Origin of the sequence: Streptosporangium amethystogenes, from assembly GCF_000721075.1 — a bacterium.
Lineage (GTDB): Bacteria > Actinomycetota > Actinomycetes > Streptosporangiales > Streptosporangiaceae > Streptosporangium > Streptosporangium amethystogenes.
Genome location: NZ_JOEQ01000007.1, coordinates 232,433 through 247,255 on the forward strand (window position 1 = coordinate 232,433; position 14,823 = coordinate 247,255).

Consider the following 14,823-nt stretch of genomic DNA (forward strand, 5'->3'; position numbering starts at 1 on the left):
TCCGTTCAGAAAAAAGTGAGGCCCCGCCGGATCGGATCCGGCGGGGCCTCCTGGCGTCACGGTCAGTCACTACTCGAGAAGTAGCTCAGCAGGCGCAGAATCTCCAGGTAGATCCAGACCAGGGTGACGGTCAGGCCGAAGGCCATCAGCCACGAGTACTTCTCCGGGGCACCGGCCCGCACCCCGCGCTCGACCTCGTCGAAGTCCAGCAGCAGGAAGAAGCAGCCGATGAGGATCGCGGCGATGCTGAACACGTAGGCCAGCGGGCCACCGGAGCGGATGCCGATGCCGTCCTCGATGAAGAAGCCGGCGAGCAGGTTGACGAGCATGAGACCCATCAGGCCCAGACCGGCGGCCACCACGAACTTGGTGAACTTCGGCGTCACCCGGATGATGCGCAACGCGTAAACCGTCAGCATGGCGCCGAACGCCAGAGCCGTGCCGAGCACCGCCTGGAACACGATGCCGCTGTACAGGTTGTTGTAAACGTGGCTGATCACGCCGATGGCGACGCCGTACGCCACCGAGTAGCCGAGGATCAGCGCGGGGTTGGTGCTCTGCCTGAACGAGATGATCAGGGCCAGCACCAGGCCGACGATGACACCGACGATCGCCGCGACCATGCCGAGGTTGAGCGCCCAGGCGACCGCCGCCGATACAACGAGCGTGCCGAGCGTGATGAAGCCACGCACGACCACATCGTCGATCGTCATCGTCCGCTGTGCGGGCGGCGCGTACGACGGCGTGTTGTACATTCCCTGAAGCTGGTCAGGGGTGGGGGTCGGCATGCCCCATCCCTGCTGATGCCCCTTGGCCTGCCGACTGAATACGGGGTTCTTGCTCTCCATCGCTGCCTCCACGCTGCGACCTACGCGATCAGCGTATTAGATCGGTTGTCACACGGCCGTATCGTGCTGATATCCATGTTGTTCAAGTGACCGTACGGCTACCGCCGATGTTGCCAACGAACGGTTGTCGCGTCTGGTTCCCGGACCTCACATCTCCCTCGCCGATCTCTCGTCGAAAAGGCGCTGCGACGCCTCGACCTCGTCGAGGTTGCGACGCGCCCACTCGCAGAGACCGGTCACGGTGACCGAGAGGTCGCGGCCGATCCGGGTGAGCACGTATTCCACCTTGGGCGGCGAGGTCGGATAGACGTTGCGCTCGACGATGCCGTCGCGCTCCAGCGCCCGCAGTGTCCGGGTCAGCATGCGCTGGTTGATCCCCTCGATCCGCGCCTTGAGCCGGGAGAACCGCTGGGCCTCGTGCCCCAGGGCCGCGATCACCAGCAGGGACCACTTGTCCCCGATGTGATCGATCACTTGCCGGGCGACCCCATTGGCCCGGAGCATCGGCTCCAGGTTCGCCTCGTCCGCCATGGTTACTATTTTATACCAGGGCCCCAGCGAATCCCACGTAGTAAGAAAAATCGGCCCGCGACCACATTTGCACTGGTCACAGACCGATTGTCGAATGGGCAATGCGGTACCCCCGGAGGGACTCGAACCCTCACTGCAACCCTTTTAAGGGGTTTGCCTCTGCCATTGGGCTACGGGGGCGCCTAATCATACGTAACGGACCACTCATGCGTAACTGCTCAAGCCAACCGTCGCATGACTCACTGCTCCAAATCTACGGACCCGCCCTGGATTCGGGAACCCGGTCAAGAAATAGCACACCCTCGGCAACGACGAATCCGGGGGTGGGCACGAGTGTCCACCCCCGGAGAAGTTCAGGTCCTCGCCGCGGCGCGGAACTCCGTACGTGGTTCCTCGATCTCTCCGAGAGAAACGGTCTCGCGCTTGAAGAAGAGCGCCAGGGTCCAGTCGGCTGTCACGCGAACCTTGCGGTTGACCGTGGGCACCCGCGACAGATGATAGGTGCGGTGCATGAACCACGCGGCAAGCCCGCGGAGCTTGATCCCGTAGACATTGGCGACCCCCTTGTGCAGGCCCAGCCCCGCGACGGAGCCGACATACCTGTGCCGGTAGTCGATCTGCTCCTTCCCGTGGAGCCCGCGGGTGATGTTGTCCGCGAGGACCTTGGCCTGCCGTACGGCGTGCTGGGCGTTGGGCGCGCAGTACTGGCCCGGGTTGGTCACGTCGGGCACGCCCGCCACGTCTCCGGCCGCGTAGGCGCCCTCGACGCCGATCACGGTCAGCCGGGCGCTCGTCTTGATCCGGCCACGCTCGTCGAGGGGCAGGTCTCCGGCGTTGACGACCGGGCTGGGCTTCACCCCGGCGGTCCACACGATGGTGGCGGACTCGAACTCGTCGCCGTCGGAGAGCTTGACCAGGCCGCCCTCGCAGGAGTCGAGGCGGGTGTTCATCTTGACCTCGATGCCGCGCTCGCGCAGCTGCTCGGCGGTCCACTTGCCCATCTCGGGGCCCACCTCGGGCAGGATGCGGTCGGTGGCCTCCACCAGGATCCAGCGCATGTCCTCGCGGGAGATGTTGCGGTAGTAGCGGGTGGCGTCGACCGCCATGTCCTCCAGCTCCGCGAGCGCCTCGACACCCGCGAAGCCGCCGCCGACCACGACGAACGTCAGCGCCCGCCTGCGCAGGGCCTCGTCGTCGTCGCTCTCGGCCCGGTCGAGGAGCTCAAGCACCCGGTTGCGCAGCGCGATCGCCTCGCCGACGGTCTTGAAACCGATCGCGGCGTCGGCCAGGCCCGGAATGGGGAGCGTACGGGAGATCGATCCCGCGGCCATGACCACGATGTCGTAGTCGATCTCGTGCGCCGTACCGACGTTGGGCGCGAAGGTGAGGCTCTTGGCAGCATGGTTGACCTTGGTCACCTTGCCGTTGAGGATCCTCGCCTTCGAGAGCACGCGCCTGAGCGGGACGACCACGTGCCGGGGCGAGAGGTTTCCGGCGGCCGCCTCGGGCAGGAAGGGCTGGTAGGTCATGTGGGACTCGGGGGTGAGGACAGTGATTCGCACGCTTCCTTCGCGCAGCTCCTTGCGGAGCGTGTGCTGCAGGCGCAGCACGGTGTAAAGGCCGACATAGCCTCCACCGATCACCACGATGTGCTTGGAGTTGCGGTCCACTTCGACGCCTTCCTTGAGTCTTGAGGCTTGTGAAACCTTTCACAAGCATACGTGCGCGGCCCCGGTCGCGCCAGCCGCAAGCCAGGCAATTTATCCGAAATTTCCGCTGACGGTTAGAAACACCCTCTCTTCTTGCAAAAATTCCCGTCGATCTTCTGATCGTGATTGAGTTCACAAGTTGCGGAGCACATTCGCCCTGGTGAAGAGCTCGTCGAGCATCGGCGCGGTCACCCGGCCGGTGAAGGTGTTCTGCTGGCTGGGGTGGTAACAGCCGAGGAGGTACGCGGAACCTCCCCCGGGGGAGGTGATCTCCACTTCGGCACCGTGCCCGAAAGGCGGCCTCGGCCGGGGCAAGGCGTATCCGGCGTCCTTCAGCGCGGGCCAGATCGCCTGCCAGGCGAAGCCTCCCAGCGCGACGACCACCCGTACGTCCGCCGAGACCAGGGCGACCTCACGGGCCAGCCAGGGGAAGCAGGTGGCCCGCTCGGCCGGCTCGGGCCTGTTCGCGGGCGGGGCGCACCGGACCGCCGCCACCATCCGCGCGCCGACGAGCCGCTGCCCGTCACCCGCGTGCAGGCTGGTCTCCTGTACGGCCAGCCCCGTCCGGTACAGCGAGGCGAACAACCAATCACCGCTGCGGTCGCCGGTGAAGATCCTCCCGGTCCTGTTGCCGCCGTGCGCCGCCGGGGCCAGTCCGACGATCAGGATCTCGGGCCGCTCCGCACCCCATCCGGCGATGGGGCGGCCCCAGTAGGTCTCCTCGGCGAACGCCCGCCTCTTGACCGTCGCCACCTCCTCGCGCCACTCCACCAGGCGCGGACAGGCCCTGCAGACCGACTGTGCGGCCGTGAGCTCGGCGAGGGTGCCGCTCTTCTCCGCGAGCTCGCGCACCTCGGCGGGGTCGTGGGCGACGGGGGTGTCGGGCTGGGCTGGATCGCCGGGCCAGCCGGACCCTGGAGGAACACAGGTCATGAATCCGATGGTGCCCGATGCCGGAGACCGCGAAGCACACCGGGCCGCTCGCCTCCCGCGGAGCGGCCGGGGTGAAAAGGCGACAGGCGGCGCCCGCGGGATGCGGGCGCCGCCTGTTTCACTCCGGACACGTTCCGGCGTCAGCCGCCGGGCGCGTTGTCGCGACTGTCAGGCCATCAGGCGGGAAGAGTCGCGGTGGTGGTCGGAGTGGGGGTCGGGGTCGGGGTGGGGGCGGGGTTGCAGAAGACCTTGCCCACCGCGACGCCACTGGTCGGGCCACCGTAGATCTCGATCGCGCGCTTGGCGTCGCCGGACGCCGAGGCGGTCCAGGTGTCGGTCACGCTCTGGCTCTGCGGGCCGTGACCGCCGAAGTAGACGCTCTGCCAGTCGCCCGCGACACCGTCGCGGATCCAGCGGTACTTCACGGCGCCACGGACGTACGAAGCGCTGATCGTGCCGGTGAACGTACGGGCCGCCGGGCAGGTGCCGGCGTAGTCGGTCGGCGCGCTGACGGAGGCCGAGACCTTCGGCGACGTGTCCTTGCACCAGATCTTGAAGTAGGCGCGGTTGGACGAGGTCTCGACCGGGCTGAGGATCTCCAGCTCGGCCCAGCCCCTGAAGTCGTCACGGGGCTTGATCACGTGGTAGACCTTGCGCGAGCCGTTGACGTGAACGGCGTCACGGTCGACGACGCGGCCGTTGACGACCCACTGGTAACGCACCCAGCGGGAGTCGGAGGTGGTGATGCGACCGATCAGGGCAGCCTCACAGTTGCCCTCGTCGACCCACACCTGCGCGCCGACACCGGGCCTGACGACCTCGTGGTCGTCCTCACCGGCGCCACAGGAGACCGAGAAGCGGCCCTTCGCGGAGGTGGCGGCACGCGGAGCCAGGAGCTGGATGGCCTGCCAGCCCTTGACGTCGCCCTTGAAGGTCGCCTTCTCCTTGACGGTGAAGCTCTTGACGCCCTTGCCGCGGAAGGTGATGGTCTGGACCTTGCCCTTGGATCCGTCTCCGCGCAACCACCGGTAGGCGACGGTGGTCTCGGTCTTGACGGCCTTCACCTTGATCTTCGAGGAGAAGGTCACCTTGACCGGGCACTCACCCTCGTACTTCGAGGGAGACGCCTTGGGAGTGCCCGCCCACACCGCGGGCTTCGGCTTGGCGACGGCCGCGACCGTCTGACCCGATCCGCTGGCCGCCGCTGCGGGCGTGGCCAGCATGCCTACTGCCATAGTTGCCAGCATGGCCGCGCTGGCTCCTGCTGCGGCTAGCTTTCTTGCTAGTCCGGACTTCATGAGGGGATGCTCCGTTCGTTGGGAAGCAAGATTCGCCCTGGAGACGGTTGCCGCCCCGACAACAAGCTGTGCCGGGCCCACGGCAAAGTCCCACTAAAGCTTCTTTACCTAACCATAAACGAGAAGCTTTCCTCAATACTCCCTAAACGGGTGAATTGTCTAGGTCTTGTTATGACGTGGCTGCGGACCACGCGATGCCGTCGAGGATGTCGCGCTCGCTGGCGACCACATCGCCGAAACCGTAACGGGTCACTATCCGGTCGAGGATGAGCGCGCCGGCCCCGATCACGTCGACCCTGCCGGGGTGCATGACGGGAATCGCCGCCCGCTGCCCGACGGTCATTCCGAGCAATCTGCCGGCGATGTCATGTACCTGACCTGCGGTAATTCGTGAGTGATGAATTTTCTTCGAATCATATTCGGACAGCCCGAGCGCTATTCCGGCGACCGTGGTGACCGAACCGGCAAGCCCGACCAGCGTCAGCGCCCGTTCCACCGGCACCTCGGCCGCGACCCGGTCGAGCGCGTCGTCGATGTCGGCGGTCACCGCCTCGACCGCCTTCGCCGACGGCGGGTCACCCGCGCCGCGCAGGTGGCGCTCGGTCAGCCGGACACACCCGATGTCGACGGAGAACGCGGCCTCCACATGTGTCGAGCCCAGCACGAACTCGGTCGAGCCGCCACCGATGTCGACCACGAGATATGGGGGGCGAGTGCCTTCGGGCGCGGGCAGCCCCGTCTCGGGCGAGAACCGCACCAGCTCACGGGTGGCCCCGACGAACGACAGTTCCGCCTCCTCGACGCCCGTGATCACCTCGGGCTCGACGCCGAAGATCTCGCGTACGCCGTCCACGAAGTCCTGCCGGTTGGCGGCGTCCCGCGTCGCGCTGGTGGCGACCACGCGGACCGAGGTGGCCGCGTGCCGGTCGATGAGCTCGGCGTAGCCGCGCATGGCGGTGAACGTACGCTCCAGGGCGTCCGTCGCCAGCCTGCCGGTCTCATCGACCCCCTGTCCCAGCCGGACGATCTCCATTCGGCGCTCGACGTCGATCAGCCTGTCCCTGCCGACCTCGGCGATGAGCAGGCGGACGGAGTTGGTACCGCAGTCGATCGCGGCGACGCGGATCACTTGCTCTCCTCTACGTCTTCGACGTTCACACACGGCCCGGCGGCCCACCACTCACCGAGCGCGTCAAGGGCCTCACGGCCGAAGGGGTTGCTCCCCGGCACCGCGAGCTCGTGCCCGACCAGGGCGTGCAGGCATTTGACCCGGGTGGGCATGCCCCCGGTGCTCTGCATGTCGCGGGGCAGCGGCTCCAGGCCGTCCTCGGCGGCCGCCTTGTCACGGCGCGCCACGTAGTCCTCATGGGCGGCCCGGTACGCCTCGGCCAGCTCCGGATCGTCGGCGAGCCTGGCCTGCATCTCCCGCATCATCCCCGAGGTCTCCAACGTGCCGATGGCCGAGGCGGCCCTGGGGCACGTGAGGTAGAACAGGGTCGGGAAGGGCGATCCGTCGGGCAGTCTCGGCGCGGTCTCCACGACGTCGGGCAGCCCGCACGGGCAGCGGTGCGCCACCCCTCGCAGTCCTCGCGGCGCCCGGCCGAGCTGTCGCTCCACCGCCGCCACGTCGCGGTCATCAACCATTCGTGACACCCCCAAGAAGATGACAACCAGGGTATCGGCGTCACCCGGTGGCCCTGGCCGCCTTCTGCCCGGTGCCACTGTCGGCGGCCTTGACCGAGTCCCACAGCGTTTCGTACCACGGCGGTTTGGCGACGGCCTTCCGCTCACCGGCCGTGTTCCTGCCCTGCGTGGGCGACTCGCCCATGACGACGTAGCACTTCTGGCCGGGGTCGCAGTAGAAGAGCCGCTCCCTGCCCTGCCGCTTGATGAAACCGGGGTCCAGGAGCTGCTTGTGGCGGTCGTCCAGGGCTTTGATCGCGGCGATCTCCCTGGCCTTGTCCTGCTCCAGCTGGGCGATCTGGCGGCGCTGGGCGACGTACTCCCTGATGGGGTAGGCGAGGCTCATGGCGATCGCGCACACCACGATCGCGAGGACCGCTGCCCGTCCCGTCAACTGCGGCCGTGTCGCCATGCGTCCCTCCTCGTCCCCATGTTCTCGCGGCCCCGTCCGCCGTGTTCCGTCCACCGTGCCCCGCACAGCGGCTCCGACACCGGCGGTCACCGATCTCCGCACCTCGGGAACGCCTAACCGCGGCCGGCGTTCCCGAAGTGCGGCCCGCGCCCGGAACGAGTGCGGGCCGCCAGAAGAAACTACCGTCGGAAACGCGGGAAGGCCGCCCGACCCGCGTAACGGGCCGCGTCGTCCAGAAGCTCCTCGATGCGGAGCAACTGGTTGTACTTGGCCACCCGGTCGGAGCGCGCCGGAGCCCCGGTCTTGATCTGGCCGCAGTTGGTGGCCACGGCGAGGTCGGCGATCGTGGTGTCCTCGGTCTCGCCGGAGCGGTGGCTCATCATGCAGCGGTAACCGCTGCGGTGGGCCAGGTCCACCGCGTCGAGGGTCTCGGTCAGGGTGCCGATCTGGTTGACCTTGACCAGCAGCGCGTTGGCGGTGCCCTCGGCGATGCCGCGGGCCAGGCGCTCGGGGTTGGTCACGAACAGGTCGTCGCCGACCAACTGCACCTTGTCGCCGAGGGCGCGGGTGATGGCGTTCCAGCCCTCCCAGTCGCTCTCGTCCAGCGGGTCCTCGATGGAGACCAGCGGGTAGTTCGCGACCAGGTCCTCGTAGAAGGCGATCAGCTCGGTGGCGGACAGCCCCTTGCCGTCGATGGTGTAGACGCCACTCGCGTGGAACTCGGAGGCGGCCACGTCGAGGGCCAGCGCGACATCCTCGCCGGGCACGTACCCGGCCTTCTCGATGGCGACCAGGATCAGGTCGAGCGCGTCACGGTTGGAGGGCAGGTTCGGGGCGAAGCCGCCCTCGTCGCCGAGACCGGTGGCGTACCCCTTCTCCTTCAGCACCGCCTTGAGGGCGTGGTAGACCTCGGTGCCCATCCGCACGGCCTCGCGGAACGTCTCCGCCCCGATCGGGGCGATCATGAATTCCTGGATGTCGACGTTGGTGTCGGCGTGCGCGCCGCCGTTCAGGATGTTCATCATCGGCACGGGCAGCAGGTGCGCGTTCGGCCCGCCCAGGTAGCGGAAGAGCGGCAGCTCGGCGCTGTCCGCTGCGGCCTTGGCCACGGCGAGCGAGACGCCCAGGATCGCGTTGGCGCCCAGACGCGCCTTGTTGGGCGTGGCGTCCAGATCGATCATGATCTGGTCGATGCTGCGCTGCTCGGTGGCGTCGAACCCGAGGATCTCGTCGGCGATCTCGTCGGTCACACCGAGGACCGCCTTCTCCACGCCCTTGCCGCCGTAGCGCTCGTCGCCGTCACGGAGCTCGACGGCCTCGAACTGGCCGGTGGAGGCACCGCTGGGAACCGCGGCGCGCCCCTGGCTGCCGTCGTCCAGGAGGATGTCGACCTCGACCGTCGGGTTGCCCCGGGAGTCAAGGATCTCTCGGGCGGTAACGCCCTCGATGGAAGCCACGAAGCGCTCCTAAAGTCGCAGGACAGTTTGCCGCAGAAGCCTATCGAGATCTATATGCGGGTACGGTGACCGGGACACCGCCGAACAATGTTCGCGCAATTTCCGTACGAGAACCCGAAGGCGCTCCGCCACCGACGCCGGAACCCGCCCAACACTCAGCTCCCACCAACAACTGGACTGAGAAGACCGCCCCAAGGAACCCTTGAGGACGCGCCCCCGCGCTTCTCCCTTGGGGGACTCCCCGTGAGGCCGCGCCGGGGACTGGACCGAGGAGAGCGGGCCGTGAGGCCGCGCCGGCAACTCGCGAGGAACGAGCGGCCCCGCTCGACGAGGGAAGGAGCCGGGTAAGAGCGGCCGAACCGCGACGCGCCAGCGTCGCAGTCAACACAGCCTCACCGCGACGCGTTAGCGTCGCCGATAGCTCTCCGGTAGGCGCGGGCGACGGCGCGCAACTCGGCCTCGGGGTCGAGACCGGCCGCGTGTCCCTGCCGTACGAGCTCGAAGAGTTTCGCCCCCAGGCCGTCGGCGGGCACCTCCTCGGGGAGGTCCACCGGGGCGCCGGCACGCTCGCCGCGGCGCAGGAGTTGCGCGACGAGGGAGAGCGCGGGCTGGCCCATCGGGACACCGTCGACCGCCGAGCCCGGATCGCCGCCGCTCTTGGCCGCGCGTTCGGCCGCCTTGATGGTCTCCCAGTTGGCACTGACCTCGCCCGCGCCCTCCACCCGGGTGTCGGCGAAGACGTGCGGGTGGCGGCGGACGAGCTTGGCGACGATCCCGTCGGCCACGTCGTCGATGTCGAACCCGTCCGGCCGCTCGCGGGCGACCCGCGCGTGGAAGGCCACCTGGAGGAGTAGGTCGCCCAACTCCTCGCGCAGTGCCTCGTGGTCGCCCTCCTCGATGGTCTCCAGCACCTCGTAGGCCTCCTCGATGAGGTACGGGGCCAGGGACTCGTGGGTCTGCCGGGCGTCCCACGGGCATTCGACCCGCAGCCGGTCCATCACCGAGACCAGGTCGAGCAGCCGCGCGCCCGGCAGGTCGTACGAGCCCGGGACGACCTCGATCACCGGCGGGTCCTGCAGCGCCACGGCGGCGTGGCCGATGGAGCGCATCAGCGCCTCGTCGGCCTCCAGCCACACGACCGTCGCCGCCACCGTCTCGCGGACCAGCGCGGCGGGGTCGCAGGCGACCACCTCGACGTCGATCCCGGCCTCCGCCAGGTACGGCAGGTGCGGATGGTCCGCGGCCCCGGTGCGGACCGGGCCCTGTCCGAGAACCTGCCAGGCGCGATGGCTGAGCAGCCCCGGGGCGACCCGGGGCGAGGTGGTGACGATGATCAGCGACATGCCCGGAGGCTACTGCTGCGGGGTCTCGGACTGCGCGGCGGCAGGGGCCGCGTGGGCCCCGGTGGCACCGAAACGGCCGGCGTCGACGAAGATGCTCGACCGCTCCTGGCTCGGCTTGTCGTTGAACTCGCCGTAGCGGGGGTTCCAGGTGATCGTCATGGCCTGCAGGTCCTTGCTCGCCTGCTCACTTCCGCGCTTGAAGGCGGCCTCATCCGTGCCACCGCCGTACTTGGCGACGAGCTTGTTGATCAGTACATCCGCCCGCAGGAAATCGCGTCCCTGCGAGGGGGCCACGCCCCGCTGAAGCAGCAGCTGCTCGAACTTCTCCTGACCGCCCTGGCTCGCGATCACCTGATCGAGCTCGCCGTCGGTGGTCGTCATGCCCTTGCCCGTGGCGACCTGCGCCTTCCGCTTGGCGTTGGCGAGCTGGTAGAGCACGAGCTGCGAGACGCCGTCCTGGATCTGGAGCTGTTGCTGGAGTTGCGAGTACGAGACGCCCGCCTTGGACAGCGCCTCCTCGTACTCGCGGACGTTCCTGTTCAGCTCGCCGGAACTGATGCGCTCTCCACCCACCACGGCGGCGGCGCCGATCTGGTTCGGAGAACAGGCGGTCAGCGCGACACCGGCGGCGGCGACCGCCAGGATGACGCGCACTCGGGTCGACTTCACATGCGTTCCCTTCACGACAAACGTGCTTACTTTACCCGCGCGGTTTCGAGGAACATCGCCTCGACGAGATCGCCGCACCACTTGAGCAGGTCCAGATCGCGCAGCGGCTGGCCGCCGAGAGGCCTGGTCTTGGGTACGGGCACCAGCAACGTACCGGCCGCCTGCTTCAGTAGCGCCTTCGGGTACAGCCTCTGGAGCCTGACCTGCTGGGAGTCCTTCAGCTCCACCGGTGCGAACTTGATGTTCTGGCCCTGCAGGGTGACGTCGGTGAGCCCGGCACGGCGGGCGCGAATCCGGAAGCGGGCGACCTCCAGCAGGTTCTCCACCTGCTGGGGCGGCCGTCCGTACCGGTCGACGAGCTCGTCGCGCACCGCGCCGATGTCGGCCTCGGAACCGATCGCGGCGATCCGCTTGTACGCCTCCAGCCGCAGTCGCTCGGAGGTGACGTAGTCGTGCGGGATGTGGGCGTTGATCGGCAACTCGACCTTGACGTCGGGCCGCTCGTCCTCCTGGTAGGTGCCGGCCAGCTTGGCCTTCTGCTCCTGCACCGCCTCGGCCATCATCCGCACGTAAAGGTCGAAGCCGACGCCCGCGATGAAGCCCGACTGCTCGGCGCCCAGGATGTTGCCGGCACCGCGGATCTCCAGGTCCTTCATCGCCACGTACATGCCCGCGCCCATCTCGGTGTGCTGGGAGATGGTGGCCAGGCGCTCGTGGGCGGTCTCGGTGAGCGGCTTCTCCGGCGGGTACAGGAAGTAGGCGTAGCCGCGCTCGCGGCCCCGGCCGACCCGGCCGCGCAGCTGGTGGAGCTGGGAGAGACCGTAGTTGTCGGCCCGGTCGACGATCAGGGTGTTGGCGTTGGGCACATCCAGGCCCGACTCGACGATCGTGGTGCAGACGAGCACGTCGAAGTCGCGCTCCCAGAAGCCCACCATGATCTTTTCCAGCTGGTGCTCCTGCATCTGGCCGTGCGCGACGGCGATCCTGGCCTCGGGCACGAGCTCACGCAGCATGGCCGCGACCTTGTTGATGCTGGCCACCCGGTTGTGGACGAAGAAGACCTGGCCGTCGCGCATCAGCTCGCGCCGGACCGCGGCACCGATCTGCTTCTCGTCGTACGGGCCGACGAAGGTGAGGATCGGGTGCCGCTCCTCGGGCGGAGTGAGGATCGTGGACATCTCCCTGATGCCGGTGAGCCCCATCTCCAGCGTGCGGGGGATCGGGGTCGCGGACATGGCCAGCACGTCGACCTGGGTGCGCATGTGCTTCATGGCCTCCTTGTGCTCGACGCCGAACCGCTGCTCCTCGTCGATGATGATCAGGCCGAGCTGCTTGAACCTGACCTCGGACGAGAACAGCCGGTGCGTGCCGATCACCACGTCGACCGAGCCCTCGCGCAGACCCTCCAGGGTCGCGGAGACCTCACTGTCGCTCTGGAACCGCGACATCGGCCTGACGTTGAGCGGGAATCCGGAGAACCGCTCGGCGAAGGTCGACATGTGCTGCTGCACCAGCAGCGTGGTCGGCACCAGGACGGCCACCTGCTTGCCGTCCTGCACCGCCTTGAACGCCGCCCGCACCGCGATCTCGGTCTTGCCGTAGCCCACGTCGCCGCAGATCAGCCGGTCCATCGGGATCGGGCGCTCCATGTCGCGCTTGACCTCGTCGATGGCCTCAAGCTGGTCGCCGGTCTCGGCGTAGGGGAAGGCGTCCTCCATCTCGCGCTGCCACGGGCTGTCGGGCGCGAAGGCGTGTCCCGGCGAGGCCATCCGGGCGGAGTACAGGCGGATCAGCTCTCCGGCGATCTCCTTGACCGCCTTCTTGGCCTTGGTCTTGGCCTTGGCCCAGTCGGCGCCGCCCATCCGGTTGAGGGTGGGCGACTCGCCACCGACGTAGCGGGTGACCTCGTCGAGCTGGTCGGTCGGCACGTAGAGCCGGTCGCCCCTGGCGTACTCGATCACCAGGTACTCACGGGTGGCGCCCTGTATGGTGCGCTGCACCATCTCGACGTAGCGGCCCACGCCGTGCTGCTCGTGCACGACGTTGTCGCCGACCTTGAGCTGGAGCGGATCGACCATGTTGCGGCGCCGGGACGGCAACCGCCGCATGTCCTTGGTCGACGCCTTCTGGCCGACCAGGTCGAGGTGGGTCAGCACGGCCAGTGACGGAGTGACGAACCCGTGCTCGATCAGGCCGGTGGTGACGTGGACGACCTTGGAGTCGGGGATCCGCTCAAGGTCCGGCTCCAGGCGCGCGGGCAGGTCGACGCCCTTGAGCAGTTCGACCATCCGCTCGGCGGGGCCGTGGCCCTCGCTCAGCAGGACGACCACCCGCTCGGAGTCGAGCCAGCCCTTGATGTCCGACAGCGCCCGCTGGGTGTCACCCCGGTAGGCCTCCGCCTCGCGCGCCCTCAGCACCAGCCCGCCGTCCGGCCCGCCGCCCTGAGCACCGTCACCCTCGCCCTCGACACCGAACGGCGCGAGCGACCACCAGGGCTGGCCGAGCTGGCGCGCATGGTCGCGGATCTCCTCCAGGGTGCGGAAGGCCGCCCCGCCCAGGTCGATCGGCGCCTCGCCGCCGGACGCCGCGTTGATCCAGGACGCCTCCAGGAACTCCTGGCTGGTCCGCACCAGCTCGTCCGCGCGCCCGCGAATGCGCTCCGGGTCGCACACGAAGATCGCCGCTCGTTCCCCCAGGTGGTCGACGAGCAGATCCATCTCCCCGGCGAGCACCGGCGCGAACGCCTCCATGCCCTCCATCGGCATGCCCTCGGCCAGCTGCTCCAGGATCTCGGCCAGCGAGGGGTGCGTCTCGGCGAGTTCCCTCGCCCTTTCCCTGACCTCGGCGGTCAGCAGCAGCTCCCGGCAGGGGGCGGCGAACAGCCCGTCCTCGGCCACCTCCAGCGAGCGCTGGTCGGCGACCTTGAACCAGCGGATCTCCTCGACGGTGTCGCCCCAGAACTCCAGCCGGAGCGGGTGCTCCTGGGTCGGCGGGAAGACGTCGAGCAGCCCGCCCCTGACGGCGACCTCCCCGCGCTTCTCCACCATGTCGACCCGGTGATAGCCGTTCTCCACCAGGCGGTGGACGACGCCGTCGAGGTCGGCGTCGTCCCCGGCGCGCAGCCGCACCGGTCGCAGGTCGCCCAGGCCGCGCACGATCGGCTGGAGCAGCGCCCTGATCGGCGCGACCACCACGTGCAGCGGGCCGGCCGAGAGGTCGCCCTCCACGGGGTGGGCCAGCCTGCGCAACACCGCCAGGCGCTGGCCCACGGTGTCGCTGCGCGGCGACAGGCGCTCGTGCGGGAGCGTCTCCCAGGCGGGAAAGACCGCGACGGTGCTCTCGTCCAGGAGGCTGGTGAGGGCCGAGGCGAGATCCTCGGCCTCGCGGCCGGTCGCGGTCACCGCGAGGACGGTCCTGGCCGCCTTCTCCGCGCCCTCCCTGGCCAGCGCGGCCACCGCGAAGGGACGGAGCGCCGGCGGCGCGACCAGCGACACGTCGGACGAGTCGCCCCCGCGCACATCCCGAAGAAGGGAAGCCAGCTCAGGCTCCCCGGCGACAAGGTCCAGAAGTCCGGAAAGACTCATCAGATTCGCCCACAGCCCCACGACGGCAACACGACAGCCCCGAGCCGTACGGACACGGGGGGTACCTGGTCAAGGCTACCGAATCGCGGACCGGTGCTCCGGCCTTCGGGCGCGCGGAACCACCCGCAGCCCGCAAGGCCGCGCCGTTCTTCCACCTCAAGAATCACCCCGGGGACGTGCTTCGTGCTCTGTCCTTGGGGGACTCCCCCCGTGAGGCCGCGCCGGGGACTGGACTGAGGAGGGGGAGGTCGCGAGGAACGAGCGGCCTCCCCCGACGAGGGAAGGAGCCGGATCCCAGCGGCCTCACCACGACGCGCAGCGTCGCCATGTAACAGCGGCAAATGCGCGATGAATCG

12 protein-coding genes and 1 tRNA gene are annotated in these 14,823 nt (G+C 68.7%); all 13 read right to left on the bottom strand.

What is annotated here, in order from left to right:
• Window positions 1-62: 62 nt before the first annotated feature.
• The gene (locus IG98_RS0113575) at window positions 63-848 is read right to left on the bottom strand and encodes a Bax inhibitor-1/YccA family protein (RefSeq protein ID WP_030910991.1); all 786 of its coding nucleotides are present in this window, start codon (window positions 846-848) and stop codon (window positions 63-65) included.
• 147 nt (window positions 849-995) lie between these two features.
• On the bottom strand, window positions 996-1,379 hold the full coding sequence (locus IG98_RS0113580; protein ID WP_030910993.1) for a winged helix-turn-helix transcriptional regulator: 384 nt from the start codon (window positions 1,377-1,379) through the stop codon (window positions 996-998).
• A gap of 107 nt (window positions 1,380-1,486) precedes the next feature.
• Window positions 1,487-1,559, bottom strand: a tRNA-Leu gene (locus IG98_RS0113585).
• A gap of 173 nt (window positions 1,560-1,732) precedes the next feature.
• Window positions 1,733-3,049: an NAD(P)/FAD-dependent oxidoreductase gene (locus IG98_RS0113590; protein ID WP_030910995.1), complete on the bottom strand. Its 1,317-nt coding sequence runs from the start codon at window positions 3,047-3,049 to the stop codon at window positions 1,733-1,735.
• 171 nt (window positions 3,050-3,220) lie between these two features.
• Window positions 3,221-4,021 (bottom strand): uracil-DNA glycosylase, encoded by an 801-nt coding sequence (locus IG98_RS0113595; protein WP_030910997.1) that lies wholly within the window; start codon window positions 4,019-4,021, stop codon window positions 3,221-3,223.
• 176 nt (window positions 4,022-4,197) lie between these two features.
• Entirely contained in the window at window positions 4,198-5,256 is a 1,059-nt protein-coding gene (locus tag IG98_RS0113600; RefSeq protein WP_030910999.1) for a hypothetical protein, read from the bottom strand.
• 232 nt (window positions 5,257-5,488) lie between these two features.
• On the bottom strand, window positions 5,489-6,448 hold the full coding sequence (locus IG98_RS0113605; RefSeq protein WP_030911001.1) for a Ppx/GppA phosphatase family protein: 960 nt from the start codon (window positions 6,446-6,448) through the stop codon (window positions 5,489-5,491).
• Complete coding sequence (locus IG98_RS0113610; RefSeq protein WP_030911003.1) at window positions 6,445-6,963, bottom strand: DUF501 domain-containing protein; 519 nt, start codon at window positions 6,961-6,963, stop codon at window positions 6,445-6,447. Before IG98_RS0113610 ends, IG98_RS0113605 begins: the two co-directional genes overlap by 4 nt.
• Before the next feature lie 40 nt (window positions 6,964-7,003).
• Window positions 7,004-7,414 (bottom strand): septum formation initiator family protein, encoded by a 411-nt coding sequence (locus IG98_RS0113615; RefSeq protein WP_037970169.1) that lies wholly within the window; start codon window positions 7,412-7,414, stop codon window positions 7,004-7,006.
• A 179-nt stretch (window positions 7,415-7,593) separates the two neighbouring features.
• Window positions 7,594-8,871, bottom strand: coding sequence for a phosphopyruvate hydratase (gene eno / locus IG98_RS0113620; protein ID WP_030911008.1), 1,278 nt, complete (start codon window positions 8,869-8,871; stop codon window positions 7,594-7,596).
• Between the two features lie 392 nt (window positions 8,872-9,263).
• On the bottom strand, window positions 9,264-10,214 hold the full coding sequence (locus IG98_RS0113625; RefSeq protein WP_030911011.1) for a nucleoside triphosphate pyrophosphohydrolase: 951 nt from the start codon (window positions 10,212-10,214) through the stop codon (window positions 9,264-9,266).
• Between the two features lie 9 nt (window positions 10,215-10,223).
• The gene (locus IG98_RS0113630; RefSeq protein ID WP_030911013.1) at window positions 10,224-10,883 is read right to left on the bottom strand and encodes a SurA N-terminal domain-containing protein; all 660 of its coding nucleotides are present in this window, start codon (window positions 10,881-10,883) and stop codon (window positions 10,224-10,226) included.
• Window positions 10,884-10,909: 26 nt separating this feature from the next.
• Window positions 10,910-14,467, bottom strand: coding sequence for a transcription-repair coupling factor (gene mfd / locus IG98_RS0113635; RefSeq protein WP_030911015.1), 3,558 nt, complete (start codon window positions 14,465-14,467; stop codon window positions 10,910-10,912).
• Between the last annotated feature and the right edge of the window lie 356 nt (window positions 14,468-14,823).